The organism is Pseudomonas sp. Pseusp49, from assembly GCF_059491875.1.
Map to the genome: position 1 here is coordinate 5,872,125 of NZ_CP168514.1, position 23,620 is coordinate 5,895,744.

The window sequence follows — 23,620 nt, forward strand, 5'->3', positions numbered from 1 at the left end:
TGTTGAATGTCAGTCAGCCTTCGCGAGCAAGCCCGCTCCCACATTGGATTTTCAGCGCTACACATAAAACAGGCCCCGGCAAAAATGCACGGGGCCTGTGGCGGCCAACATCCGTTTGGCCCTTCGCATGAACACTCAGGTTGCAACAGACGTATGACTCGGCCCGTCTGTCGCGCCTTCTCCCGGTCCAGGCGAGAAGTCTTGCCTTACTCGGCTTTCAGGCCGTCAGCGGAGACCGCCTTGACGCCTTTGATTTTCTTGGTGATGGCCACAGCCATTTCCTTTTGCGAATCGGTCACGGCGGTGGTCGACGACAGCGATACCACGCCTTTGTTGGTTTCAACTTTGATGTCGCTACCTGGAATGCCTTTTTCGGTCATCAGGTCAGCTTTGACTTTGGTGGTGATCCAGGTATCGGAAGTAGCTTCTGTAGCCTTGGTCATTTCACCCGCCGCCAGGGTCATTGGAGCCTGGGTGGCTTGAGTGGTCTGGGCGAATGCCGCGTTTGCCATGGTCAGGGTCAGCGCGGTAGCAGCAGCGGCAGTGATAGCGAACTTCTTCATACGAGTAACTCCTGTTTTTCGGAAAGTCTGCCGGGTGTCTTGTCGGCAGGGTTACCAAGGATATTGCGAACGCTGTGCCAACTTTGAAAACAAGGATAAAGCCTTATAAATCAACAAGTTATAAAATAAGACAATTTTCGGAATCATGCAAAATGCACGAGATGCACAAACACTGCATGCAAGTTGCGGGTTTGTGGAAAGTTCCTAAGATGCTGAAATTTCTGAGCTTTATGAGCGGCTTTTGACGACCACTCGACAAACAGGAAAAACCCCGCAAAAGCGGTAATGCTCACTATCTGTGGCGAGGGAGCTTGCTCCCGCTGGGGCGCGAAGCGGCCCTGAAAATGGGACTGCTGGCGCAGTCCAGCGGGAGCAAGCTCCCTCGCCACAGATGAACAGCATTACGCAAAAGCGGGGAATTGATTCAACAACTCATGCCGCAGAACCGGAACACCCTTTAGGCAAGTAATCCGGGGAAACACTGCTCTTGCATGACCAGCCTTTGGTTTCGTCCCGTGTCAGGGTGACGGTTTTGCCCTGGACCACCCCCGGGGCATTGTGCAACGTACAGACGATTGATCCCGCTCCTTCCGGCGTTGTAGCCGTCACAGACAGGGCGCAATGGGTGGTCGTTGCCGTACCGGCGGGCGCCACGTTGGCAATTGTCGGCGTTTCCCCCTGATTGAGCACATCCTCGAACGGTACTTTCATCGCAGTCAGCTCGGCCAGCGCCGCCGTGACCTTGGCCCGGGCCTGGTACTTGGAATACATCGGCAGGCCCAGCGTTGCCAGGATCCCGATGATCGCCACCACGACGAGCAACTCGATCAGGGTAAAACCTTTCTGATTGTTCATGTACAAGCTCCATGCATGAGTCGAAGGCTCATGACCTGCCCCACGGCAGCACAGCCTGTGCCAAGGCCGGAAGCCCCTGTTGGCAAGGGATCTGGTAGCCGTCAGGCCTTTTCCTCCTACCAGGACCAGCACTATCTGACGTTTTTTGTCACCTCACCCTGGCGGGTTTGGCCTCATCCTTTGACTAGGCTATAAGAGCAATTCAATCGGAATCCCCAGGACTGAACATGGCGGTCAAGGCAGCGAAAATCAGCGTGTATGCATGGGAAGGCATCGACCGCAAAGGCACAAAAGTGACCGGCGAACTCAGCGCTCAAAACCCGGCGCTGATCAAGGCGAAACTGCGCAAACAAGGCATCAGTCCGGGCAAGGTTCGTAAAAAAAACCCATCAATTTTCAGCATGGGCAAACGTATCAAGGCCCAGGACATTGCCCTGTTCACCCGGCAAATGGCGACGATGATGAAGGCCGGTGTGCCGTTGTTGCAGTCCTTCGACATCATAGGCGAGGGCTTCGACAATCCGGCCATGCGCACGCTGGTGGACGAATTGAAACAGGAAGTTGCGGCAGGCAGCAGCTTCGCCGCCGCCCTGCGCAAGAAGCCCCGGTATTTCGATGAACTGTATTGCAACCTGGTGGATGCCGGCGAACAGGCCGGTGCCCTCGACACCCTTTTGGAGCGGGTCGCGACCTACAAGGAAAAAAGCGAATCCCTCAAGGCCAGGATCCGAAAAGCCATGACCTACCCGCTGGTGGTGGTATTCGTCGCGGCGATTGTCACCGGGATTCTGCTGGTCAATGTCGTGCCGCAGTTCGAGTCGGTGTTCAAAGGCTTCGGCGCGGAACTGCCGGCCTTTACCGTGATGGTCATTGGCCTGTCGCAATTCATGCAGGCCTGGTGGTGGGTGGTCCTTGGCGCGCTGCTCACGATGGCCTTCGGCGTGCGCCACGCCCTCGAGAAGTCCCCGGCCTTGCGTGACCGGATGGACACCGGGCTGCTGAAACTGCCGCTGGTGGGCACCCTGATGCACAAGTCCGCCGTGGCCCGGTTCGCCCGCACACTGTCGACCACTTTCGCTGCCGGCGTGCCGCTGATGGAGGCCCTGCAATCAGTGGCCGGCGCGACCGGCAATAGCGTGTTCAAGCGCGCTGTGTTGCGCATCCGGCAAGACATTTCGACCGGCATGCAATTGAATTTCGCCATGCGTACCTCCGGCGTCTTTCCGAACATGGCGATACAGATGACGGCCATCGGTGAAGAGTCAGGCACCCTGGATGCCATGCTCGACAAAGTCGCGGGATTCTACGAAGACAGCGTCGATAACATGGTCGATAACCTCACAAGCCTGATGGAGCCGTTCATCATGGTGGTGCTGGGTGTTATCGTCGGTGGACTGGTAGTTGCCATGTACCTGCCCATCTTCCAACTTGGCTCAGCGATCTGACATGCCCTTGAATGAAATCCTGATTCACTCTCCGCTGGCCTTTGTCCTTCTCGCAGGCATCACCGGCCTGTTGGTCGGCAGCTTCCTCAATGTCGTGATCTGGCGCCTGCCGAAAATGCTCGAACGCGACTGGCGTGAGCAGGCCCATGACATTCTCGGGCTGCCTGGCGAAACGCCGCTGCCGACCTACAACCTGTTGCTGCCCCACTCCCAGTGCCCGCACTGCGATCACCGAATCCGCGCCTGGGAAAACATCCCGCTGCTCAGTTATGTGTTTTTGCGCGGCCGTTGTTCAGCCTGCGCCGCGGCGATCAGCCCGCGCTATCCGTTGACCGAACTGGCCTGCGGCCTGTTGTCGGCGTTTGTTGCCTGGCACTTCGGCTTCGGCTGGCCGGCCTGCCTGGTGCTGGTCATGAGCTGGGGATTGCTGGCGATGAGCCTGATCGACGCCGAACATCAGATATTGCCGGATGTGCTGGTGCTGCCATTGATGTGGCTGGGGTTGGTCGTCAACAGTTTCGGCCTGTTCGTGTCGCTGCACGAGGCACTGTGGGGGGCAATAGCCGGCTACGGCCTGCTGTGGTCGGTTTTCTGGCTGTTCAAACTGATCACCGGCAAGGACGGCATGGGTCACGGTGATTTCAAACTGCTGGCGATGCTGGGCGCCTGGGGTGGCTGGCAGATTTTGCCGCTCACCATCCTCCTGTCCTCGCTGGTGGGAGCAATCATCGGGCTGATCACCCTGCGCTTGCGCCATGCAAAAACCTCGACGCCTATCCCTTTCGGTCCCTATCTGGCCATTGCTGGCTGGATTGCCTTGCTCTGGGGTGGTCAAATAACCGACCTCTATTGGCAGTATGTCGGTTTGAAATGAATACCCCTGTGGAAAAACCCTGGATTCTCGGCCTGACCGGCGGCATCGGCAGCGGTAAAAGCGCGGCCGCCCAACACTTCATCGATCTGGGCGTGCATGTGGTCGACGCCGATCATGCCGCTCGCTGGGTCGTTGAACCCGGCCGTCCGGCACTGGCACAAATCGCCGAGCACTTCGGCCCCGGCGTGTTGCAGGCCGACGGACAACTGGACCGCGCTGCGCTACGCAAACTGATCTTCGAAGTGCCTGAAGAGCGCCGCTGGCTGGAGGCCCTCCTGCATCCACTGATCGGCGAGGAAATCGCTCATCACCTGGCGCTGGCAAAATCACCTTATGCGATTCTGGTATCGCCGCTGCTGATCGAGTCCGGCCAGTACGCCATGACCCAACGGGTGCTGGTGATCGATGCCCCGGAACAATTGCAGATCGAACGCACCCTGCAACGTGACCAGACCAGCGAGCAGCAAGTCCAGGCGATCCTCAAGGCCCAATCCAGCCGCCAGGATCGCGTGAGCCATGCCGACGACGTCGTGGTCAACGACCGCGACCTTGCCTGGCTACATAGCGAGGTCGAACGCCTGCATCACTTTTATCTTACTTTGCGTGGAGGCCAGTCATGAGCCAACCAACAACCGTCGAATGCCCAACCTGTGGCGCCCCCGTGGAATGGACCGCCGAAAGCAAATTCCGGCCATTCTGCTCCGATCGCTGCAAACTGATCGACCTGGGCGCCTGGGCGTCCGAAGAACACAAGATTCCAGTGGCTCCCGATGCCGAGGACGAGATGTTCAGCGGTGACTTCGACCCGCGCCACTGATCCACCGGGTCGACGATTTCAGGGCTTGGGATCGTCGTCCTTCCAGGGGGCCGAGAGGTAGCGGGTGCGGTTGAACGTCTCAAGCCACTCCGGACAAAACACGACCAGCGCACTGACGATCATGCCGTTGATAAAGGCTTCGGGAAAAATGATCAGCCATAGATATCCGACAAAATCTTCCAGCCAGTACGGCATGGCAAAACGCTCGTCGAACCATAACAACCAAAGCGCCAGCAGCAGGCACAGCAGCGCCGACAGCGCGGCGGCGAAAAATCCGGAAACGAAGATATACACGAAGGGATTTCGTGGCTGCGCCCGCTCCACCAGGATCGCGCAGCACTCGGTGACCAGCACCGGCAGTGCAATCAACAACGCACCGTTGACCCCGACCGCAACCAGATCCTGACGCCCGAGCAACACCAGCCCCAACTGCGCGACCAGCCCGCCAACGATCGCCAGCGGCCAGTCCAGCAGCAATGTCACCGCCGTCATTCCAATGAAGTGGTACGACACGCCGGTATCGAAATCCCGCCGCACCAGCCACAGCATGAACAACGCGAACACCGTGCCGAACAATAAATGCTGGCGACGGCTGTCGGTGAACAGTTCAACCCAGGGCGCACGCCACATCGCCCAAAGCAGCACCAGCACATAGATCATCCAGCCGACTGTCAGGCTCTGCGGTGACAGCAGCTCAGCGCCTATCATGGACCAGACGTCTCCAGCGCTTCACGCAATTGCGCAGCCGTGGCGTATTCGTGCTGGTCCATCAATCGACCATCCTTGAGCTGCAACCACAACACTTTATCCACAGCGCCGGGGTAACGCGGTGCGACACGACCTTCACGATCCAGCATCACCCGATAGGAGTAATCGCGCATGGCCGGTACTGCGAACATTTTCGCGATCAAGCGTGGCATTCGCTGGATGTCCGCGAGAAAGACCGCGTGCCGGGCCTCCAGATAGCCTTTGGGCTGACCTTGCAGCGCCGCATCGACCAGTTTCGCCGCCTCCATGCTGCGCGCCACCAGCAGCGTCTGAGTGCGACTGTCGAGGGTGAAGGCCTGATCGAACTGGTCAAGCAATGTCCATGGCGCCAGCCGCTCGCCAACCTCCAGCGCATTGGCCCACAGCGGCAGCAAACTGAGTATTAATAGCGACCAATATTTCACCTTGACCCCCTCGTTCTTTCGCAGGCGCGTAATGGCCATCAGTCTACACCGCCTGTTCCATGTGCCCAGCGATGCTGATTGATGCTTAACGCTTTCTGCTTGTCGCAATTGAACGCTAAGCTTGGGCCTATGGATGACTCAGATTATTTACGCCTGCTGACCATCGCGGCCGAGCAAGCCAACGCGTTTTTGTCCAATGCCCGCAAATGGGAGCGTGAGCGTTGGGTGTGCCAGCGCCTGTTGCAAGGATTGAACATTCCCTATCGCGCCGACGAATTCGCCCCCGCCGGGGAGCCGCCGGACGTTTTGTTTCGCGATGCCAGTTTCGAGGTGTTCTTCGTGCTCGACGAGGGCCGACGCCTCAACGATGAATGGCGCGACGAACTGCAGCGCCGACGCAGCGCGTTTTCCCTGAGCCAACTGGTGCGCCGCGAGGCCAAGCCACGACGCATCCCCGCCAACGAGTTCTTGCTGCGATTGGCGCCGACCTTGCGCAAAAAAGCGCACAACTACAAAGAGCGCGGCATGGATCTGGGTGAACTGGACATCATTGCCTTCGCCAGCCTCAAACGCGAAGTACTGGACCTCAACAGCCATTTCCCACCGCCGACCGAGTACCTGCGCCAGGGCTGGCGTTCGCTGTCCCTGGTTGGGCCGACATTCGCCCGCGTGCTGTTCGCCCACCCGGATGCGCCGGACTTCTTGCGCAGCAACCTGGGGCGCAGCATTGTCTTTGACGTCGGGATCAGCCTGTGAGCCCGCTGCAGGCGCTGATCGCCGAGGTGCCGCAACAAGGCCGTGTACGCTGGATCGGCGTGCGCCCGCAATCACGTTCGGCAATGCTTGAACTCGATGCCGTGGAAGCGCGCCTGGAGGCCGGCCTGACCGGTGACCACGCCCGCCCCGGCGTGCGCAATGCGCGGCAGGTCACACTGATTCAGTGGGAGCACCTGGCGGTGATCAGTTCGCTGATGGGGCGTGCACAGGATCATCCGGTCCGGCCTGAAGATCTGCGGCGCAATCTCGTTATCAGCGGCATCAATCTGTTCAGCCTCAAGGGCCGCCGCTTCCGGATTGGCCAGGCAACGTTCGAAACCACCGGCTGGTGCCAACCCTGCGCGCGCCTTGAAAGCAACCTGGGCATCGGCACCTTTCAGGTCGTTCGAGGACATGGCGGAATCACTGCCCGGGTGTTACAAAGTGGAATCATTCGCCTGGACGATATCGTCAGCGTCGAACCCGTTCCAGACAGCGGCTATGCTGCGTTCAACCCTGGGTAAAAACACTGTAGCTTCTACACATTCAGCAACGTCTACCTTTGACGAGGCCCGATATGACCAGCCGCCTGAACCCCGACGACCAAAAGCATGTCGAAGAGTACCTGCAGTTGTCCCAGCACCAAGTCGAGCGCCGGCCTTTCCGGCCGTGGATGCTCCTTGTTCTGGTATTGGCAGTGACCATTGGCCTGGGCCTGTTGAGCCGACTTATCAGTTACCTGACGCTATGAGCTGCCTTGCGCTCGCTTGGGTAATTGCACCGATTTCTTTTAGCCTTGCGAGTTATCCCCATGTCCCATCGTATTGTCATTGTCGGCGGCGGCGCCGGCGGTCTGGAGTTGGCTACCCGTCTGGGTAAGACTCTGGGCAAGCGCGGTACGGCCAGCGTGATGCTGGTCGACGCCAACCTGACCCACATCTGGAAACCGTTGTTGCACGAAGTGGCAGCCGGTTCCCTGAACTCTTCCGAAGACGAACTCAACTATGTCGCCCAGGCCAAATGGAACCACTTCGAGTTCCAGCTGGGGCGCATGAGTGGGCTCGATCGCGCGAATAAGAAAATCCAGCTGGCCGCCACCTACGACGAGGCCGGTCTGGAACTGGTCCCGGCCCGCGAAGTGCCTTACGACTCGCTGGTGATCTCCGTCGGCAGCACCACCAACGATTTCGGCACCCAGGGCGCAGCGCAACACTGCCTGTTCCTCGACACCCGCAAACAGGCCGAGCGTTTCCACCAGCAACTGCTCAATCACTATTTGCGCGCACACGCCGGCCAGACCGACGCAGTCGAACAAATCAGCGTGGCCATCGTCGGTGCCGGTGCCACCGGGGTCGAACTGGCCGCCGAGCTGCACAACGCCGCCCATGAACTGGCGGCCTATGGCCTGGACCGGATCAAACCGGAAAACATGCACATCACCCTGATCGAAGCCGGTCCACGGGTGCTGCCGGCGCTGCCGGAGCGGATTGGCGGACCTGTGCATAAAACCCTGGAGAAACTCGGGGTCAACGTCATGACCAATGCCGCGGTGAGCGAAGTAACGGCCGACAGCCTGATCACCGCAGACGGCAACGAAATCAAGGCCAGCCTGAAAGTCTGGGCCGCGGGGATTCGCGCGCCGGGTTTCCTCAAGGACATCGATGGCCTGGAAACCAACCGCATCAATCAGCTGCAGGTGCTGCCGACCCTGCAAACCACCCGCGACGAGAACATCTTTGCCTTCGGCGACTGCGCCGCCTGCCCGCAACCAGGCAGCGACCGCAATGTGCCACCACGCGCCCAGGCCGCTCACCAACAGGCTTCGTTGCTGGCCAAATCGCTGAAACTGCGCATCGAAGGCAAGCCCCTGCCGGAGTACAAGTACACCGACTACGGCTCGCTGATCTCACTGTCGCGTTTTTCCGCTGTGGGTAACCTGATGGGCAACCTCACCGGCAGCGTGATGCTCGAGGGCTGGCTGGCGCGGATGTTCTACGTGTCGCTGTACCGCATGCACCAGATGGCGCTGTATGGCCCGTTCCGCACGGCGATGCTGATGTTGGGCAGCAAGATCGGACGCGGTACCGAGCCACGGCTGAAGCTGCACTGATAACTGCCCACTGTAGGAGCTGCCGCAGGCTGCGATCTTTTGACTTTGCTTTTTGAAGGGCAAGATCAAAAGATCGCAGCCTTCGGCAGCTCCTACAGAGGTACGTGCACACCGACCGGGCGGAACCATTGCGGCCGCAGTGCTCACACCAGAAAAAAAGCCAAAAAAAATCCCCGTATCTTTCGATACGAGGATTTTTAAGCGCGGATGTTCTACGTGTCGCTATACCGCATGCACCAGATGGCACTGTACGGCCCGTTCCGCACGGCGATGCTGATGTTGGGCAGCAAGATCGGACGCGGCACAGAGCCTCGCCTGAAGCTGCACTGATAACTGCCCACTGTAGGAGCTGCCGCAGACTGCGATCTTTTGACTTTGCTTTTTGAAGGGCAAGATCAAAAGATCGCAGCCTTCGGCAGCTCCTACAGAGGTACGTGTACACCGACCGGGCGGAACCATTGCGGCCGCAGTGCTCACACCAGAAAAAAAGCCCAAAAAAATCCCCGTATCTTTCGATACGAGGATTTTTAAGCGCGGATGTTCTACGTGTCGCTGTACCGCATGCACCAGATGGCGCTGTACGGCCCGTTCCGCACGGCGATGCTGATGTTGGGCAGCAAGATCGGGCGCGGCACAGAGCCTCGCCTGAAGCTGCACTGATAACTGCCCACTGTAGGAGCTGCCGCAGGCTGCGATCTTTTGACTTTGCTTTTTGAAGGGCAAGATCAAAAGATCACAGCCTGCGGCAGCTCCTACAGAGGTACGTGTACACCGACTGGGCGGAACCATTGCGGCCGCAGTGCTCACACCAGAAAAAAAGCCAAAAAAAATCCCCGTATCTTTCGATACGAGGATTTTTAATATGGTCGGGGTAAGGGGATTCGAACTCCTGACATCCTGCTCCCAAAGCAGGCGCGCTACCGGACTGCGCTATACCCCGGTAAAAAAAAGGCACCTTCGAAAGGCGCCTTCTGCGAACAGAGCTTTTGGCGTCTGATCTTAAGATTCGATTCCAGCGCTAGCTGGTTTCAAAAATGGTGGGTCGTGTGGGATTCGAACCTACGACCAATTGGTTAAAAGCCAACTGCTCTACCAACTGAGCTAACGACCCAAATATGGTCGGGGTAAGGGGATTCGAACTCCTGACATCCTGCTCCCAAAGCAGGCGCGCTACCGGACTGCGCTATACCCCGGTTTGAAATTGGCTCCGTGACCAGGACTCGAACCTGGGACCCAATGATTAACAGTCATTTGCTCTACCGACTGAGCTATCACGGAACTACACATTTCAATTTACAACTTTGAAGCTTTACTGCGTTCTCTTCGACCCGTTCGCATCGCTGCGTTCGTGTGTCTGAGGCGCGCTATTCTACAATCTTCAGCACCTCTGTCAACCCCCTAAATTGCTTTCAAGTTAATGATTTGCAACTTATTTTGGATTCCAGCTTGGGGAGCGGAAACCCTGGTGGGTGACTGACTGCGGGGCGCACTTTACAAGCCTTTTCCTTTGAGTTCAACAGCCTAACGAAAAAAAGGCCTCGTTATGCGAGGCCTTTTCGATTTTGTTGCCGTTATGGATCAGACGAAGACGATTTCGTCGTGTTCCACCACACCGTGAGCGGTATCGCCCGGCATGAATCGACCGGACAGAATCAGCTGCGCCAGCGGGTTCTCGATCCAGCGCTGGATAGCGCGCTTGAGCGGCCGTGCGCCGTACACCGGGTCGTAACCGACCGCGATCAGCTTGTCCATGGCCTCGGGGCTGAGCTCAAGCTTCAGCTCGCGCTCGGTCAGGCGGCTACGCAGACGACCCAACTGGATCTCGGTAATGCCAGCGATCTGATCCCGCGCCAACGGCTCGAAGATCACCACTTCGTCGACCCGGTTGATGAACTCCGGCCGGAAGTGGCTGGAAATCGCATCCATCACCGCCGCGCGCTGCGCCTCACGATCACCGACCAGTTCCTGGATCTGTACCGAACCCAGGTTGGAGGTCATGACAATCACGGTGTTCTTGAAATCCACCGTGCGGCCATGGCTGTCGGTCAGACGGCCGTCTTCGAGTACTTGCAGCAAGATGTTGAACACATCCGGGTGCGCCTTCTCGACTTCGTCCATGAGGATCACCGAATACGGCTTGCGACGTACGGCCTCGGTCAGGTAACCGCCCTCTTCATATCCCACGTAGCCCGGTGGCGCACCGATCAGGCGAGCCACGGAATGTTTCTCCATGAACTCGGACATGTCGATCCGTACCATCGCCTCTTCGGTATCAAAGAGGAATTCGGCCAACGCCTTGCACAGCTCGGTTTTACCGACACCGGTCGGGCCGAGGAACATGAACGAACCACTCGGGCGATTCGGGTCGGACAACCCGGCGCGCGAACGCCGCACCGCGTTGGAAACGGCCACCACCGCTTCATCCTGGCCGATCACACGCTGGTGCAACAGGCTTTCCATCTTCATCAGCTTGTCGCGCTCGCCTTCGAGCATTTTCGACACCGGAATACCGGTCCACTTCGACACGACTTCGGCGATCTCTTCTTCAGTCACCTTGCTGCGCAGCAACTGGTTTTCGGCTTTGCCATGCTGATCGACCATTTGCAGGCTGCGCTCCAGGTCCGGGATCACCCCGTACTGCAACTCGGCCATGCGGTTCAGGTCGCCTTTGCGGCGGGCCGCTTCCAGTTCCTGACGGGACTGCTCGATTTTCTGCTGGATCTGCGCAGAACCCTGGACTTCGGCTTTTTCCGAGTTCCAGATTTCTTCGAGATCCGAATACTCACGCTCATGACGAGCGATTTCTTCCTGCAGTTTTTCCAGACGCTTCTTCGCCGCGTCGTCGCTTTCTTTCTTCAGCGCCTGGGATTCCACCTTCAGCTGAATCAGGCGACGTTCCAGACGATCCAGCACTTCAGGCTTGGAGTCGATCTCCATGCGGATGCGGCTGGCGGCCTCGTCGATCAGGTCGATGGCCTTGTCCGGCAACTGCCGGTCAGTGATGTAGCGATGGCTGAGCTTGGCCGCCGCAATGATCGCGCCGTCAGTGATGGCCACCTTGTGGTGAACCTCATAACGCTCTTTGAGGCCACGCAGGATGGCGATGGTGTCTTCTTCACTCGGCTCGTCCACCAGCACTTTCTGGAAACGGCGCTCGAGAGCGGCGTCCTTCTCGATGTACTGGCGGTATTCGTTCAGCGTGGTGGCACCCACGCAGTGCAGCTCACCGCGGGCCAGGGCCGGCTTGAGCATGTTGCCCGCATCCATCGAGCCTTCGCCTTTACCGGCGCCGACCATGGTGTGCAGTTCGTCGATGAACAGGATGATCTGCCCTTCCTGCTTCGACAGCTCATTGAGCAGGGATTTCAGGCGCTCTTCGAATTCACCGCGATACTTGGCACCAGCAATCAGCGCCCCCATGTCCAGGGACAACAGACGCTTGCCCTTGAGGCCATCCGGCACTTCGCCATTGATGATGCGCTGGGCCAGGCCTTCGGCGATGGCGGTTTTACCCACGCCAGGTTCACCGATCAGCACCGGGTTGTTCTTGGTACGACGTTGCAGCACCTGGATGGTCCGGCGAATTTCATCGTCACGGCCGATCACCGGATCGAGTTTGCCGTCTTCGGCGCGCTTGGTCAGGTCGACGGTGTACTTGTCCAGGGCCTGGCGTGCTTCCTCGTGGTTCGGGTCGTTGACGGCCTCGCCACCACGCAGGTTGTTGATCGCGTTTTCCAGGGCTTTCTTGCTCACACCCTGGCCGAGCAGCAACTTGCCGAGCTTGCTGTTCTCGTCCATGGCGGCGAGCAGCACCAGTTCGCTGGAGATGAACTGGTCGCCCTTCTGCTGGGCCAGACGGTCAGCCTGGTTGAGCAGGCGCGCCAGATCCTGCGACATATTCACATCGCCGGTCGGGTTCTGGATTTTCGGTAGCTGGTCGAGCTCTTTGGTCAGCTCTTTACGCAGGCTGTTGACGTCGAAGCCCACCTGCATCAGCAGAGGCTTGATCGAACCACCCTGCTGCTCGAGCAAGGCTTGCATCAAGTGCGCCGGCTCAATGGCCGGATGATCGTGGCCGACAGCCAGGGATTGGGCATCGGACAACGCTAACTGCAATTTGCTGGTTAAACGGTCTATACGCATGGGTCACCTTCCTTTTGAGCAGGCCGGACCTATAAAACATCCTGAATGAAGAAACCTGCCAGATACCACAATAGATGCGGTCGATTCTGGGAGTTTCAAGCGTCGTGACGTTGATGCAGATCAGACAAGTCTAGCGTTCGAGCCAAACCAGGGAGGCAAACCGACCAGTGCGAGGCGCACGGCGGTAAGAAAAGAAGCGCGGATCGCTCACGGTGCAGAACCCGCCACCATAAACGGCGGTGACACCGCGAGCGGCCAGACGCAAGCGCGCCAGCCTATAGATGTCGGCCATGAACTTGCCGGGGTTTTGGCTCGGCACAAAAGCCTCAGCCGCTTGCGGCAATTGCTCGACGAAGGTCTCGCGCACTTCCGGGCCGACTTCAAAGGCCTGCGGGCCTATGGCCGGGCCGAGCCAGACCAATACGTCTTCGGGCGCAACGTCCAGCGTATCGAGCGTCGCTTCCAGCACGCCTGCCGCCAACCCGCGCCAACCGGCATGGGCCGCCGCGACACGAGTGCCGGCGCGGTCGCAGAACAGCGCAGGCAGGCAATCGGCAGTCATTGCCGCACAGGCGATGCCGGGCGTCGCCGTCCAACTGGCGTCGGCAGTGACCACCCGATCTGGATCGGCATGAGCCACGACAATGCCGTGGACCTGCTGCAGCCAGGCCGGTTGAATGGAGAAATGATCGGTCAAACGACGGCGATTCTCGGCAACCGCTTCGGGGCTGTCGTCGACGTGATCGCCGAGGTTGAGGCTGTCGAACGGCGCCACACTGACGCCGCCCGCACGGGTGGTCACACAGGCTTTGACCCCGGCCGGCGCGGGCCAGTCAGGAATCAGCCAGTCACTCATCCGATGAACGCCTCGCGGTCTTGCTTGAGCAGGGTCAGTAGCCAGACGAAGTCTTCCGGCAACGGCGATTCCCAGCTCATGCGCTTACCGGTGGTCGGATGATCCAGCTCCAGGAAACGCGCATGCAGCGCCTGACGCGGGAAGTTCTTCAGCGACTCGACCATGGTCGGGTTGGCGGCCGGCGGAATACGGAAACGACCGCCGTAGGCGGGATCTCCGACCAACGGGTAGTTGATGTGCGCCATGTGCACGCGAATCTGGTGCGTACGACCGGTTTCCAGCTTCACCCGCACGTGAGTGTGGGAGCGGAAGCGCTCGAGCACGCGGTAATGGCTGACGGCTTGCTTGCCACCTTCCATCACGGCCATGCGCTGGCGTTGCTGGCCGTGACGACCGATCGGCGCATTGATCTTGCCGCCAGCTGTCACCACACCGATCACGATGCACTCGTAGATCCGGCTGACGCTGCGACTCTGCAACTGTGTCACCAGCTGCGTCTGCGCCTGAATGGTCTTGGCCACCACCATCAGACCGGTGGTGTCCTTGTCCAGGCGATGCACAATACCGGCGCGGGGCACATTGATGATGTCCGGCACGTGGTGCAGCAAGGCGTTGAGCAAGGTGCCGTCGGCATGACCGGCAGCCGGGTGCACCACCAGGCCCGCAGGCTTGTTGATCACCAGGATGTCGTCGTCTTCGTAGACGATGTCCAGGGCTATGTCTTGAGCGACCCATTCGCCCTGAGCTTCCTGCTCGGCAGTCAACTCAAGGATGGCGCCACCATGGACGATGTCTCGCGGGCGGATAACCGCCCCATCCACAGTCAGGCGGCCGTCTTTGATCCAGGCGGAAAGGCGCGAGCGCGAGTGCTCAGCGAATAATTGTGCGGCGACTTGATCGAGGCGTTGGCCGCCCAATTCGGACGGCACCTCTGCGCGAAGTTCAATTTTATCGGACATGCTCAGACTAGGCGTCGGCACAGCCTTTGGTTTCGGCTGCGCGCTTGTGGTTAAATACGGCGTCTTTTGCCCCGAGGCTTTTCAACGGGGCGCTCATCATAACAGGACGGCCACGCCCAAGACAGCGGCCGTCATAGGGACGCAAGCCGCCATGCAAGTGAAACACCTGCTGCTGATCGCCATCCTCGCATTGACCGCTGCTTGCTCATCGAAGGAAGTCGTAGACGAAAACCTCAGTGAAGTCGAGCTGTACCAACAGGCTCAAAATGACCTGGACAACAGTAGCTACACCTCCGCCATCGCCAAGCTGAAGGCTCTGGAGTCGCGTTATCCGTTCGGTCGCTATGCCGACCAGGCGCAACTCGAACTCATCTACGCCAACTACAAGAACACCGAGCCAGAAGCGGCCAAGTCCGCGGCTGAGCGCTTCATTCGTCTGCACCCACAGCATCCGAACGTCGATTATGCCTACTACCTCAAGGGCCTGACTTCTTTCGACCAGGACGTCGGCCTGCTGGCGCGTTTCCTGCCGCTGGACATGACCAAGCGTGACCCTGGCGCCGCCCGCGACTCCTATAACGAGTTCGCCCAGTTGACCAGCCGCTTCCCGAACAGCCGTTACGCGCCGGACGCCAAGCAGCGCATGATTTACCTGCGCAACCTGCTGGCGGCCTACGAAATTCACGTGGCCGACTACTACCTGACCCGTCAGGCCTATGTCGCAGCGGCAAACCGCGGTCGTTACGTGGTGGAAAACTTCCAGGAAACCCCTTCGGTCGGCGACGGCCTGGCGGTGATGACCGAGGCCTATCAGCGCCTGCACCTGGACGAACTGGCTGCCACCAGCCTGGAAACCCTGAAGCTCAACTACCCGAACCACCCGACGCTGGTAGACGGCCAGTTCGTGCCGACCGTGGCCGAAGCCGACAACCGTTCGTGGCTGAGCAAGGCGACCCTGGGCCTGATCGAATCCCGTCCGCCGCTGCCGCCGGGCGAAACCCGCGCCAACCAGGACGTGCAGAAGCAGTTCCAGGACGCCAAGGACGCCATCCCGGCCGAGCTCAAGCCTAAAGACGACAATGGCGACGCGGTCGAAGAAGAAAATCACGAAGCGGAAGGCAACAACAGCGACCGCTCGTGGTTCAGCTACATGACCTTCGGCGTGTTCGACTGACACCTTGGGCTGTGAAAAAGGGAGACTCTCGGGTCTCCCTTTTTTATTTCAGTGCTTTATTACACTGTGCGCCTGTCAGGTCCTTGGCTAAACTGCCGGATCATCAGTCGAAAAGCAGCTCACCATGCTTCGTTTATTGTTCTGGATTGTCCTGATTGCCGCTGCCGTATGGTTCTGGCGCAAATTCAAGGGTCAGGCTTCCACCCCCCGGTCCCCTGCCGAACGGGACGCGGCGCCCATGGTCCGTTGCGCCCATTGCGGCGTTCACCTGCCCCGTGACCGCGCGCTGAGTCTCGACCAACGGTGGTATTGCAGCCAGGCTCATCTCGAGCAGGACAAGAACTCCAGCGGCCGCTGACACTCTCCCGAAATGGCGGCCAATCGAGGACTATCGCTGACACCCAAGGAACTGAAGGGCACCGAGTGACGTCTGACGCAGATTATTCAAGACCTCTCTCTGCGAATGAACCGGGTAATCGAAAACGTCCTGTACCTGCAGGGCCGCGCGCAAATGTCGCCGCCATGGCTTGACCTGAAATCACTGGAAATACTCGATCACGAAGCCCCCGCCCCGTATTTCAAGGGCCCGAGGCTTTATCTGTCCGGCCAGCCGGGCGAAAGCATTCTGTCCCGCCTAGACTTCAAGGCACGCCAGGAAAGCGGCTGCTTTTGCATGACCTTTGCTCACGGACGGAACCTAGTTTGAATACGAGACCACGACAAAAAGTCTTGATCGTCGATGACGAACCAGACATACGCGAACTCCTGGAAATCACCCTGGGAAGGATGAAACTGGAGACGTTCAACGCTCGCAATGTCGGAGAAGCGCAATCACTGCTGAAAAGCGAAACTTTCGATCTCTGCCTGACCGACATGCAGTTGCCGGATGGCACCGGCCTGGAGTTGGTGCAGCACATCCAGCAACGTCACCCTCAGGTCCAGGTGGCGATGATCACCGCCTATGCCAGTCTCGAAACCGCAATCAATGTGCTCAAGGCCGGTGCATTCGACTTCCTCACCAAACCGGTGGACCTTCCGCGCCTGCGTGAACTGGTCACCAGCGCCTTGCTGCTTCCTGCCCGCGGGGTCGACATCGATCGCCGTTTGCTGGGCGACTCATTACCCATGCGCAACTTGCGCAAGCACATCACCAAACTGGCCAACAGTCATGCGACGGTATACATCAGCGGAGAATCGGGCAGTGGCAAGGAATTGGTTGCGCGCCTGATCCATGATCAAAGCCCTCGCGCCAAGCAGCCGTTCATTGCGATCAACTGCGCGGCGATTCCCTCTGAGCTGTTGGAGAGTGAGTTTTTCGGCCATCGCAGAGGCAGCTTCAGCGGCGCCATCGAAGACAAACCCGGTCTGTTCCAGACCGCTCACGGCGGTACCCTGCTCCTCGACGAGGTGGCCGACCTGCCGCTGGCCATGCAAGTCAAACTGCTACGCGCCATTCAGGAGAAAGCCGTACGCAGCGTCGGCGGGCAGCAGGAAGTGGCGGTGGATGTGCGCATTCTCTGCGCCACACACAAGGACCTTGGCGCCGAAGTCGCCGCCGGGCGATTTCGGCATGATCTTTACTACCGTTTGAATGTGATCGAACTCCGGGTGCCGCCCTTGCGCGAGCGTCGCGATGACATCGAGGTGCTGGCCAGTCACATACTCAAGCGCCTGGCCGCCGATACGGGTCAACCGGCAGCCAGACTCCACCCCCAAGCCCTCGATGCACTGAAAAGCTATCGCTTCCCGGGCAATGTGCGGGAACTGGAAAATATGCTCGAACGGGCTCATACCTTGTGCGAGGACAATCAGATCGAAGCAGGCGACCTGCGCCTGGCCGAGGGCAATTGCGCAGCTGAAGGAGGAATACCGGACCTGACCCGGATCGACAATCTGGACACCTATCTGGAAAACATCGAACGCCAACTGCTGCTCCAGGCCCTGGAGGAAACCCGCTGGAACCGCACGGCGGCGGCTCAGCGGTTGAATCTGTCATTCAGGTCGATGCGTTACAGGCTCAAGAAATTAGGGCTGGATTGAGGCTTTAAAAAGATCGCAGCCTGCGGCAGCTCCTACAGGAGGTGCGCTCCAATCATGTAGGAGCTGCCGCAGGCTGCGATCTTTTTCGCTTGTTTCAAAGTCTCCCGGCAGGCGCATAAGGCGCCGGATCGATAATCGGCGTACGACCCAGCATCACATCGGCAAACAACTGACACGACGCCGGCGCCAACACCAGTCCGTTACGGTAATGCCCACAGTTGAGCCAGAGCCCCTCAAACCCCGGCACCGGGCCGATATAGGGAATGCCCTCGGGTGATCCCGGGCGCAATCCGGCCCAGTGCCCCACCACTTCGGCATCGGCCAGTGCCGGGATCAATTCCACCGCCGACGCCTTCAGGCTTTCCAGCGCAGACCCGGTCGGCGTCTTGTCAAAACCTTCATGCTCCAGCGTACTGCCGATCAGTATGTGTCCGTCGCGCCGGGGAATCGCATAACGGCCCTTGGCCAGGACCATGCTTGGCAGGAAATCCGCCGCGCACTTGTAGAGAATCATCTGCCCTTTCACCGGCTCGACCGGCAGCGTCAGATCAAGACACTTGAGCAATTCACCGCTCCAGGCTCCCGCCGTCAGAACGACTTGATCGCCGAGAACAACACCGGTGGCGGTCTGCACGCCGACCACTTTGTTGCCGTCACGAACAAATCCGCTGACTTCGCACTGCTCATGGATCGTCACGTTCGGCAGCGCCAGCAACGCGGCCTTGAGCGACTTCACCAGACGCGGGTTACGCACGTTGGCGACATCGGCCATGTAGATAGCCCGGGAAAAACCGCTGCCCAGCACTGGCACGGCGTCGTGTGCCGCCGAGATATCCACGGCACTTAGCGGACGATGCTCCCGCGCGGCCCAGGCCAGCGCTTGGGCCTCGTCATCCAGATCCAGCCAATACAGACCGGTGGTATGCACTTCAGGATCAACACCGGTGGCGGCGAACAAGCGCTCGCCCAGTTGTGGATAAAAGTCCTGGGACCAGTGAGCCAACGCAGTGACCGCCGGGCTATAGCGCCACGGGTAAAGCGGCGAAACGATGCCGCCACCGGCCCAGGACGACTCCTGACCGACGTTCGAGCGATCCAGCAGCACAACGCTTTGCACTTCGGAGGCGAGATTGAAGGCCGTCAGCAAGCCAATCACCCCACCGCCGACAATCACCACTTGCTGTTGCCTGGTCATGTTCTGATCCAATCGTTAAATAGACAGAGGGTGCAAAAAGCACCTGAAAAAGAAACTCAGCGCCCCCAGCAATCTTTGCTGGTCAGGCCGGACTTCGCATTGACCATACCCAGTACACCGGTGTTGGTGATGGTCAGATCACCGCATTTGTCAGTGGCCATGCTTGAGCCGGCCTTGCGTACCGCCGTCAGCAGAAAGGTCTGGTCGGTCAGGGCTGGAGTGATGCTGTAGTAGTCATTGCCGGCGCTGAGGCCCGTCGCATCGGTGTAGACATTTTTCTGCGAGTAGAAGCGTTCCAGGAGCTGCGCCTGCTCCGAAAGCAGACCCGCCACTTCCGCGCGACGGCCCTTGTTCAGGTACTCGGTGAAACTCGGGGCGGCAATGGTCATGACAATCCCGATGATCGCAATCACGATCATGATTTCGATCAGGGTAAAACCGCGGTTGGAACTACGCATGCCTCAACTCTCACTTACTGTATTTGTCGCCACATGATGCGACGGCTGCCGCCGGATTTTTCCATCCCCGACGTGTCGTCGCCAGTGGAATCGTTTACGACCCCGCCATTGTCGCCGGTATCCTGGGGCGAATGTTCTCCGACGAAGATCACACCCTCGGACAGCGTGTCGAGGTTGTCGACCACGCCATCGGCGTTGCTGTCGAGCATCTTAACGCTGATCGCTTCGGGCAGCTTCAGGCAGACGGCTTTCAAGCCCTGATTGCCATGATAGAAACCGTACCAGTTGCCATTCGCCAGACAGGTTGGCCGGTTCAGCGCTGGCGAATCCGCTGGCGTGGCTGCATGCGCCGACATCGACAGGTCAAGCGCGACAACGACGCCGAGCAAGTGTGACCATAACCTGACAGATCGCTCAGTACTTCGCATAGATACTCTCCACCACACTGCGCGAATGCCCCGCGATGCCGACTGCCGTTACCCGATACAAGGTCGCCTGGGTATTGATTGGCACATTCACCGCATTCTTGCTGACACCGATGTTTTGCACGCCATAAAAACCCTTGCCCGATGCAATCCAGGTCACTCCGGAAGTGGCGTTGAAGCCGGCGGCGGTAATAGTCGAGGACTCGGACGGTGGTGCACATTGAACGATGCCGCTGCAAACAGGTAGCGCATAACTGTCCCGTTGCACTCCACTCTCGCCCACCCGCAATGCTGCCTCGGCACTCTGAAACGACTGGTTGTGCAAGGCGACGCTACCGGCCATTTTTTCCTGCAGGGTCGCGCTCTGCATCGAGGAGAGACCAATCAGCGTCAGCAAGAGCAAGAAGACCAGACTGACCAGCAGCGCCATGCCGCGCTGGGTGTGATATGTCACGGGAGAACGATTCAATGGCATTCCCTCATGGCAAGCGGTTGCGCAGAGCGGCAACCACGTTGAAGGTTTGATCGCTCACCCGGCGGCTCGGGTCGGTGAGGGTCAGGCTCAGGCGTACGCTACGAATCAGCGCGGGGTCCGGCGGGTTGCTGCTGTAGCGGGATGCAGCCAGATCAGTGGCCGTGCTGGCCAAGCCGAAGCTCACGTCGAAAGCGCTGACGTTATCCACCAGTACCTGGTCTGCTGCGGCCCCGCCCTTCATGAGCAATTGGTTGTTGCTGAACCTGTAACTCAGCCGCCGGATCGGAAATGCCTGCTGCCCTGCCGCTGGCGTCCGGCCTTCACTGTAGGCCGTCGAATGGGTTTTACAATCGGAAAGCACGGTCCAGTCCGGCTTGTCGCCACTGCTGCCGACATCCGACATCACCAGCGTCAACTGGCGGCCGCCGTTTTCCCAACGAATCGGCGTTGTACGACTGGCATGGAAATCACCTTTCTCACTTGAATCAGTGATCGTTTCCAGACAACCGAACATCCCGACCATGCGGATTTCCTTAATCATTTTGCTCAACACAAAACGTGCATCCTCCTGCATATTCGCGGCCGCATTCTGACTGAGATAGGTGTTCTTGGCCGCAATGAAAACCTGCACCACGCCGAGCACCACGATCAGGCTCAATGCCAGGGCGATCAGCAACTCGACCAGGCCGAAGCCTTTGCTGCAACGAGTCATGGGGTCGCCCCCGGATCGACGGCTGTGCGGCTGGTCAGGACGAAGCTGCGCCGCGAGTCGGCAGTATTCGCGGCCCGTGAGTCGTCCCAGTTGATCGTGATGGTGTACAGCTGCTGGTTGACGGTGACCCTGCCGGTCGCGGTGGCGCCGAGTGAGCTGACAATGTTGGCGTTGAAGTCAAACAGGTCCTGATCCCGGGCAACGTCCGGATTGCCCGAAGCCGGAGGCGCAATGGTGTAGTCCGCAGCGGCATTGGCGCGAATGCGGTCCAGCATGTCGTAGGCGATAAAACTGGCCTGACTGGTCATGCGCGCGCTGTCCGTGTACTTCAGCGCATTGAGCTGAAACGCCGCTGCGCCCAGCAACCCCACCCCCAGAATGACTAACGCCACCAGGACTTCGACCAGCGTCATGCCCTCCTGCGAGCCTTGCATCCCTGCCTTCATCCGCAACGTCCCCCCAATAGAATTCGTCCGTTCAAACACACTGTCAGCGTCCTGCTTTGTGCTCCCCGCCCATAGTTGATCACCACCTCCGAGGACGGTGATGACAATCCGCCCAGACTGTTGAAATCGATGGCAGTGACGCCAGAGGTTAGCGCCAGAGTTGCGCCGCTGCTCATTGCCGGAACAACCCGCAATACATTGGCCAAAGCGCCAGCACCGTCGTAAATCGCCAGCTCTCCACTCCAGGCATTCCCGCCAGCTATCGGCCGCACCCGCGTGGTATTGCCCCTCTCGATGGCTTCGAGCCGGGCAACATTCAATGCTCGCTGCAGGTCCGCGACTTCGGTATCTGCCCTGGTTGTTTGCGTCGAGCGGGTAAACGCCGGGACGGCCATAGTCAGCAGGATCAGAAGAATCGCGAGCGCGATCAGCAACTCGATCAGCGTGAAACCTTTTGTACGATGCTCCATCGGGCCCTTCTGTTTCCTTCAGCTATACCTGCTGTTGCGCAGCACAACGCTCGAATGATGCTGTGCGTTGCCATTTCTCGCGCACGGATTGCGCGAGCCACAGCACGCCACGGAGGGATATGTCATGCGGCAATACGGCTTCAGCCTGATCGAACTGCTCATGGGACTGGCAATTACAGGAATTGTTCTGCTTCTGGTGACTCCGGCGTTCGCAACGCTGATCGAGTCGAACCAAAGACAGCAAGCGGCGCAGGCTCTTTTCAGTGGTATTCGCACCGCCCGGAGCGAAGCCATCGTCCGCAACCAGGCCGTGGTGATTCACGGCATCAACGGCGATTGGAGCCAAGGCTGGCGGATGATCCTGGATATCAGCGGCAAGGGGGAGATGGACAGCGACAATCCACTGTTGGCCGAACGCCAGAGCGGCGCACGCATGTCGATTGTAGGGAACGGATCGGTCGAAAGCTCAATACGATTCAGAGGTCAGGGCGAAGCACTGATTGGAGGAACGTTACACATTTGCGCCGTTCGCGAACCGGTAAGCCAACATCAAGTGGTGTTGGCACGGACCGGTCGCGTCAGCCTGCGCAACGACAAGGCTGAGCAGCCGTTATGCGAAAAAAGGACTGAATTCAGAGCAACGAGCGAACGCGCAGTTCTTTAGGCATCGAGAACGTGATGTTCTCCTCGCGACCGGCCAGCTCATCGGCACCGGTGGCACCCCAGGCCTGCAACTGCTGGATCACGCCGCGCACCAGGACTTCCGGGGCGGATGCGCCAGCGGTGATGCCAATACGTTCGACGCCGTCGAACCAGTTCTTTTGCAGGTCTTCGGCACCATCGATCAGGTAAGCCGGAGTGGACATGCGCTCTGCCAGTTCGCGCAAGCGATTGGAGTTGGAACTGTTCGGGCTGCCAACCACCAGCACCACGTCGCACTCGTCGGCCAGTTGTTTGACCGCATCCTGACGGTTTTGCGTGGCGTAGCAAATGTCATCCTTGCGCGGTCCACCGATGGCCGGGAAGCGCGAACGCAGAGCGTCGATAACGCGACTGGTATCGTCCATCGACAAGGTGGTCTGAGTCACGAAGGCGAGCTTTTCAGGGTTGTTCACCTGCAACGCCGCGACATCTTTCTCGTCTTCGACCAGGTAGATCGCGCCACCATTGCTGGCATCGTACTGGCCCATGGTGCCTTCGACTTCCGGGTGACCGGCGTGGCCGATGAGAATGCACTCTCGGCCGTCACGGCTGTAGCGCGCCACTTCGATGTGGACTTTGGTCACCAGCGGGCACGTGGCATCGAACACTTTCAGCCCGCGGCCAGCCGCTTCGCTGCGCACGGCCTGGGAAACGCCGTGTGCACTGAAGATCACAATGACGTCGTCCGGCACCTGATCCAGCTCTTCGACGAAAATCGCACCACGGGAGCGCAGGTCTTCGACGACAAATTTGTTGTGGACCACTTCGTGGCGCACATAGATCGGCGGCCCGAAGACTTCCAGGGCGCGGTTGACGATTTCGATCGCCCGGTCCACACCGGCGCAGAAGCCACGGGGGTTGGCGAGTTTGATTTGCATGCTGTGCCTCGTGTCTTGCGCTCGAAAAATGGTAATACCCTGCCGTTCGTCGAACACCGTGTTCAAGAACAGCGAGGGTTCAGTGTGGGAGCGGG

Annotated in this window: 28 protein-coding genes, 4 tRNA genes and 2 pseudogenes; 15 read left to right on the forward strand and 19 right to left on the reverse strand. The window is 59.2% G+C overall.

Annotation, left to right across the window (positions count from 1 at the left end; translation table 11 throughout):
• Positions 1 to 206: 206 nt before the first annotated feature.
• Complete coding sequence (locus tag ACEN83_RS26105; protein ID WP_007970546.1) at positions 207 to 563, reverse strand: BON domain-containing protein; 357 nt, start codon at positions 561 to 563, stop codon at positions 207 to 209.
• Between the two features lie 432 nt (positions 564 to 995).
• A complete protein-coding gene (locus ACEN83_RS26110) occupies positions 996 to 1,418 on the reverse strand; it encodes a pilin (protein ID WP_495578800.1) in 423 nt (140 codons plus the stop codon).
• A 227-nt stretch (positions 1,419 to 1,645) separates the two neighbouring features.
• Between ACEN83_RS26110 and ACEN83_RS26115 the strand changes: the two genes are divergently transcribed.
• From ACEN83_RS26115 to yacG, 4 genes are read left to right on the forward strand one after another with little or no spacing between them, the layout of a single operon-like run.
• Entirely contained in the window at positions 1,646 to 2,863 is a 1,218-nt protein-coding gene (locus ACEN83_RS26115) for a type II secretion system F family protein (protein WP_495578801.1), read from the forward strand.
• Between the two features lies 1 nt (position 2,864).
• Complete coding sequence (locus ACEN83_RS26120; RefSeq protein ID WP_495578802.1) at positions 2,865 to 3,737, forward strand: prepilin peptidase; 873 nt, start codon at positions 2,865 to 2,867, stop codon at positions 3,735 to 3,737.
• Complete coding sequence (coaE, locus tag ACEN83_RS26125) at positions 3,734 to 4,357, forward strand: dephospho-CoA kinase (protein WP_095965632.1); 624 nt, start codon at positions 3,734 to 3,736, stop codon at positions 4,355 to 4,357. Before ACEN83_RS26120 ends, coaE begins: the two co-directional genes overlap by 4 nt.
• Positions 4,354 to 4,554 carry a DNA gyrase inhibitor YacG gene (gene yacG / locus ACEN83_RS26130; RefSeq protein ID WP_007970539.1) on the forward strand — a complete coding sequence of 67 codons (201 nt, stop codon included), beginning with the start codon at positions 4,354 to 4,356 and terminating at the stop codon, positions 4,552 to 4,554. Before coaE ends, yacG begins: the two co-directional genes overlap by 4 nt.
• A gap of 18 nt (positions 4,555 to 4,572) precedes the next feature.
• Here yacG and ACEN83_RS26135 read toward each other — a convergent pair whose 3' ends face one another.
• Both ACEN83_RS26135 and ACEN83_RS26140 read right to left on the reverse strand, forming a co-directional pair.
• Positions 4,573 to 5,262, reverse strand: a complete 690-nt coding sequence (locus ACEN83_RS26135) for an energy-coupling factor ABC transporter permease (protein WP_104451416.1) — start codon at positions 5,260 to 5,262, stop codon at positions 4,573 to 4,575.
• Positions 5,259 to 5,726: an FAD/FMN-containing dehydrogenase gene (locus ACEN83_RS26140; RefSeq protein WP_495580912.1), complete on the reverse strand. Its 468-nt coding sequence runs from the start codon at positions 5,724 to 5,726 to the stop codon at positions 5,259 to 5,261. Before ACEN83_RS26140 ends, ACEN83_RS26135 begins: the two co-directional genes overlap by 4 nt.
• Positions 5,727 to 5,855: 129 nt before the next feature.
• Here ACEN83_RS26140 and ACEN83_RS26145 point away from each other — a divergent pair, with 129 nt between their 5' ends.
• The 6 genes and pseudogenes from ACEN83_RS26145 to ACEN83_RS26170 all read left to right on the forward strand — a co-directional run.
• Entirely contained in the window at positions 5,856 to 6,482 is a 627-nt protein-coding gene (locus tag ACEN83_RS26145) for a DUF1780 domain-containing protein (protein ID WP_007970534.1), read from the forward strand.
• Positions 6,479 to 7,006: an MOSC domain-containing protein gene (locus ACEN83_RS26150; protein WP_495578803.1), complete on the forward strand. Its 528-nt coding sequence runs from the start codon at positions 6,479 to 6,481 to the stop codon at positions 7,004 to 7,006. Before ACEN83_RS26145 ends, ACEN83_RS26150 begins: the two co-directional genes overlap by 4 nt.
• 53 nt (positions 7,007 to 7,059) lie before the next feature.
• The gene (locus tag ACEN83_RS26155; RefSeq protein WP_007970531.1) at positions 7,060 to 7,233 is read left to right on the forward strand and encodes a DUF3094 domain-containing protein; all 174 of its coding nucleotides are present in this window, start codon (positions 7,060 to 7,062) and stop codon (positions 7,231 to 7,233) included.
• Between the two features lie 60 nt (positions 7,234 to 7,293).
• Entirely contained in the window at positions 7,294 to 8,592 is a 1,299-nt protein-coding gene (locus ACEN83_RS26160; protein WP_007970529.1) for an NAD(P)/FAD-dependent oxidoreductase, read from the forward strand.
• Between the two features lie 201 nt (positions 8,593 to 8,793).
• Positions 8,794 to 8,922: pseudogene (locus ACEN83_RS26165) on the forward strand (hypothetical protein); the annotation flags it as partial.
• A 201-nt stretch (positions 8,923 to 9,123) separates the two neighbouring features.
• Positions 9,124 to 9,252 (forward strand): annotated as a pseudogene (locus tag ACEN83_RS26170) (hypothetical protein); the annotation flags it as partial.
• Positions 9,253 to 9,455: 203 nt separating this feature from the next.
• On the opposite strand, the gene ACEN83_RS26175 reads toward ACEN83_RS26170, so the two are convergent.
• The 7 genes from ACEN83_RS26175 to rluD form a co-directional block, all read right to left on the reverse strand.
• Positions 9,456 to 9,532, reverse strand: a tRNA-Pro gene (locus ACEN83_RS26175).
• A gap of 95 nt (positions 9,533 to 9,627) precedes the next feature.
• A tRNA-Lys gene (locus tag ACEN83_RS26180) sits at positions 9,628 to 9,703 on the reverse strand.
• Positions 9,704 to 9,708: 5 nt separating this feature from the next.
• Positions 9,709 to 9,785 (reverse strand) — tRNA-Pro (locus ACEN83_RS26185).
• A 9-nt stretch (positions 9,786 to 9,794) separates the two neighbouring features.
• Positions 9,795 to 9,870 (reverse strand) — tRNA-Asn (locus ACEN83_RS26190).
• 300 nt (positions 9,871 to 10,170) lie between these two features.
• Entirely contained in the window at positions 10,171 to 12,735 is a 2,565-nt protein-coding gene (gene clpB, locus ACEN83_RS26195; RefSeq protein WP_007970527.1) for an ATP-dependent chaperone ClpB, read from the reverse strand.
• Positions 12,736 to 12,865: 130 nt separating this feature from the next.
• Positions 12,866 to 13,591, reverse strand: a complete 726-nt coding sequence (gene pgeF, locus ACEN83_RS26200) for a peptidoglycan editing factor PgeF (RefSeq protein WP_495578804.1) — start codon at positions 13,589 to 13,591, stop codon at positions 12,866 to 12,868.
• Entirely contained in the window at positions 13,588 to 14,550 is a 963-nt protein-coding gene (gene rluD / locus ACEN83_RS26205; RefSeq protein WP_007990414.1) for a 23S rRNA pseudouridine(1911/1915/1917) synthase RluD, read from the reverse strand. Before rluD ends, pgeF begins: the two co-directional genes overlap by 4 nt.
• A gap of 151 nt (positions 14,551 to 14,701) precedes the next feature.
• On the opposite strand from rluD, the gene ACEN83_RS26210 reads away from it, so the two are divergent.
• From ACEN83_RS26210 to ACEN83_RS26225, 4 genes are all read left to right on the forward strand, one after another.
• Positions 14,702 to 15,724, forward strand: coding sequence for an outer membrane protein assembly factor BamD (locus tag ACEN83_RS26210; RefSeq protein ID WP_116581804.1), 1,023 nt, complete (start codon positions 14,702 to 14,704; stop codon positions 15,722 to 15,724).
• A gap of 124 nt (positions 15,725 to 15,848) precedes the next feature.
• Complete coding sequence (locus ACEN83_RS26215) at positions 15,849 to 16,082, forward strand: PP0621 family protein (RefSeq protein ID WP_007970520.1); 234 nt, start codon at positions 15,849 to 15,851, stop codon at positions 16,080 to 16,082.
• A gap of 105 nt (positions 16,083 to 16,187) precedes the next feature.
• Positions 16,188 to 16,430 (forward strand): hypothetical protein, encoded by a 243-nt coding sequence (locus tag ACEN83_RS26220; protein ID WP_495578805.1) that lies wholly within the window; start codon positions 16,188 to 16,190, stop codon positions 16,428 to 16,430.
• On the forward strand, positions 16,427 to 17,764 hold the full coding sequence (locus ACEN83_RS26225; RefSeq protein ID WP_495578806.1) for a sigma-54-dependent transcriptional regulator: 1,338 nt from the start codon (positions 16,427 to 16,429) through the stop codon (positions 17,762 to 17,764). Before ACEN83_RS26220 ends, ACEN83_RS26225 begins: the two co-directional genes overlap by 4 nt.
• A gap of 94 nt (positions 17,765 to 17,858) precedes the next feature.
• Here ACEN83_RS26225 and thiO read toward each other — a convergent pair whose 3' ends face one another.
• The 7 genes from thiO to ACEN83_RS26260 are packed head-to-tail and all read right to left on the reverse strand — an operon-like array spanning position 17,859 to position 21,945.
• Positions 17,859 to 18,959: a glycine oxidase ThiO gene (gene thiO / locus ACEN83_RS26230; protein WP_116581807.1), complete on the reverse strand. Its 1,101-nt coding sequence runs from the start codon at positions 18,957 to 18,959 to the stop codon at positions 17,859 to 17,861.
• Positions 18,960 to 19,015: 56 nt separating this feature from the next.
• The gene (locus tag ACEN83_RS26235; protein WP_007970514.1) at positions 19,016 to 19,417 is read right to left on the reverse strand and encodes a type IV pilin protein; all 402 of its coding nucleotides are present in this window, start codon (positions 19,415 to 19,417) and stop codon (positions 19,016 to 19,018) included.
• Between the two features lie 14 nt (positions 19,418 to 19,431).
• A complete protein-coding gene (locus ACEN83_RS26240) occupies positions 19,432 to 19,806 on the reverse strand; it encodes a hypothetical protein (RefSeq protein WP_495578807.1) in 375 nt (124 codons plus the stop codon).
• A 25-nt stretch (positions 19,807 to 19,831) separates the two neighbouring features.
• On the reverse strand, positions 19,832 to 20,272 hold the full coding sequence (locus ACEN83_RS26245) for a pilus assembly PilX family protein (RefSeq protein ID WP_495580913.1): 441 nt from the start codon (positions 20,270 to 20,272) through the stop codon (positions 19,832 to 19,834).
• 49 nt (positions 20,273 to 20,321) lie between these two features.
• Positions 20,322 to 21,029 (reverse strand): PilW family protein, encoded by a 708-nt coding sequence (locus ACEN83_RS26250; protein ID WP_495578808.1) that lies wholly within the window; start codon positions 21,027 to 21,029, stop codon positions 20,322 to 20,324.
• Entirely contained in the window at positions 21,026 to 21,475 is a 450-nt protein-coding gene (pilV, locus tag ACEN83_RS26255; protein WP_495578809.1) for a type IV pilus modification protein PilV, read from the reverse strand. Before pilV ends, ACEN83_RS26250 begins: the two co-directional genes overlap by 4 nt.
• Positions 21,472 to 21,945, reverse strand: coding sequence for a GspH/FimT family pseudopilin (locus ACEN83_RS26260; protein ID WP_495578810.1), 474 nt, complete (start codon positions 21,943 to 21,945; stop codon positions 21,472 to 21,474). Before ACEN83_RS26260 ends, pilV begins: the two co-directional genes overlap by 4 nt.
• Before the next feature lie 124 nt (positions 21,946 to 22,069).
• On the opposite strand from ACEN83_RS26260, the gene ACEN83_RS26265 reads away from it, so the two are divergent.
• The gene (locus tag ACEN83_RS26265) at positions 22,070 to 22,609 is read left to right on the forward strand and encodes a GspH/FimT family pseudopilin (RefSeq protein WP_495578811.1); all 540 of its coding nucleotides are present in this window, start codon (positions 22,070 to 22,072) and stop codon (positions 22,607 to 22,609) included.
• Here ACEN83_RS26265 and ispH read toward each other — a convergent pair.
• Positions 22,578 to 23,525, reverse strand: coding sequence for a 4-hydroxy-3-methylbut-2-enyl diphosphate reductase (ispH, locus tag ACEN83_RS26270; RefSeq protein ID WP_495578812.1), 948 nt, complete (start codon positions 23,523 to 23,525; stop codon positions 22,578 to 22,580). The two genes, ACEN83_RS26265 and ispH, sit on opposite strands and share 32 nt — an antisense overlap.
• Positions 23,526 to 23,620 lie beyond the last annotated feature (95 nt).

Excerpts from the sequence above, each read along its gene's own strand:
- ACEN83_RS26105 (WP_007970546.1), bottom strand. The coding sequence starts at position 563 with ATGAAGAAGTTCGCTATCACTGCCGCTGCTGCTACCGCGCTGACCCTG.
- ACEN83_RS26110 (WP_495578800.1), bottom strand. The coding sequence starts at position 1,418 with ATGAACAATCAGAAAGGTTTTACCCTGATCGAGTTGCTCGTCGTGGTG.
- ACEN83_RS26115 (WP_495578801.1), top strand. The coding sequence starts at position 1,646 with ATGGCGGTCAAGGCAGCGAAAATCAGCGTGTATGCATGGGAAGGCATC.
- ACEN83_RS26120 (WP_495578802.1), top strand. The coding sequence starts at position 2,865 with ATGCCCTTGAATGAAATCCTGATTCACTCTCCGCTGGCCTTTGTCCTT.
- coaE (WP_095965632.1), top strand. The coding sequence starts at position 3,734 with ATGAATACCCCTGTGGAAAAACCCTGGATTCTCGGCCTGACCGGCGGC.
- yacG (WP_007970539.1), top strand. The coding sequence starts at position 4,354 with ATGAGCCAACCAACAACCGTCGAATGCCCAACCTGTGGCGCCCCCGTG.
- ACEN83_RS26135 (WP_104451416.1), bottom strand. The coding sequence starts at position 5,262 with ATGATAGGCGCTGAGCTGCTGTCACCGCAGAGCCTGACAGTCGGCTGG.
- ACEN83_RS26145 (WP_007970534.1), top strand. The coding sequence starts at position 5,856 with ATGGATGACTCAGATTATTTACGCCTGCTGACCATCGCGGCCGAGCAA.
- ACEN83_RS26155 (WP_007970531.1), top strand. The coding sequence starts at position 7,060 with ATGACCAGCCGCCTGAACCCCGACGACCAAAAGCATGTCGAAGAGTAC.
- ACEN83_RS26160 (WP_007970529.1), top strand. The coding sequence starts at position 7,294 with ATGTCCCATCGTATTGTCATTGTCGGCGGCGGCGCCGGCGGTCTGGAG.
- clpB (WP_007970527.1), bottom strand. The coding sequence starts at position 12,735 with ATGCGTATAGACCGTTTAACCAGCAAATTGCAGTTAGCGTTGTCCGAT.
- pgeF (WP_495578804.1), bottom strand. The coding sequence starts at position 13,591 with ATGAGTGACTGGCTGATTCCTGACTGGCCCGCGCCGGCCGGGGTCAAA.
- rluD (WP_007990414.1), bottom strand. The coding sequence starts at position 14,550 with ATGTCCGATAAAATTGAACTTCGCGCAGAGGTGCCGTCCGAATTGGGC.
- ACEN83_RS26210 (WP_116581804.1), top strand. The coding sequence starts at position 14,702 with ATGCAAGTGAAACACCTGCTGCTGATCGCCATCCTCGCATTGACCGCT.
- ACEN83_RS26215 (WP_007970520.1), top strand. The coding sequence starts at position 15,849 with ATGCTTCGTTTATTGTTCTGGATTGTCCTGATTGCCGCTGCCGTATGG.
- ACEN83_RS26220 (WP_495578805.1), top strand. The coding sequence starts at position 16,188 with ATGAACCGGGTAATCGAAAACGTCCTGTACCTGCAGGGCCGCGCGCAA.
- thiO (WP_116581807.1), bottom strand. The coding sequence starts at position 18,959 with ATGACCAGGCAACAGCAAGTGGTGATTGTCGGCGGTGGGGTGATTGGC.
- ACEN83_RS26235 (WP_007970514.1), bottom strand. The coding sequence starts at position 19,417 with ATGCGTAGTTCCAACCGCGGTTTTACCCTGATCGAAATCATGATCGTG.
- ACEN83_RS26245 (WP_495580913.1), bottom strand. The coding sequence starts at position 20,272 with ATGGCGCTGCTGGTCAGTCTGGTCTTCTTGCTCTTGCTGACGCTGATT.
- ACEN83_RS26250 (WP_495578808.1), bottom strand. The coding sequence starts at position 21,029 with ATGACTCGTTGCAGCAAAGGCTTCGGCCTGGTCGAGTTGCTGATCGCC.
- pilV (WP_495578809.1), bottom strand. The coding sequence starts at position 21,475 with ATGAAGGCAGGGATGCAAGGCTCGCAGGAGGGCATGACGCTGGTCGAA.
- ACEN83_RS26260 (WP_495578810.1), bottom strand. The coding sequence starts at position 21,945 with ATGGAGCATCGTACAAAAGGTTTCACGCTGATCGAGTTGCTGATCGCG.
- ACEN83_RS26265 (WP_495578811.1), top strand. The coding sequence starts at position 22,070 with ATGCGGCAATACGGCTTCAGCCTGATCGAACTGCTCATGGGACTGGCA.
- ispH (WP_495578812.1), bottom strand. The coding sequence starts at position 23,525 with ATGCAAATCAAACTCGCCAACCCCCGTGGCTTCTGCGCCGGTGTGGAC.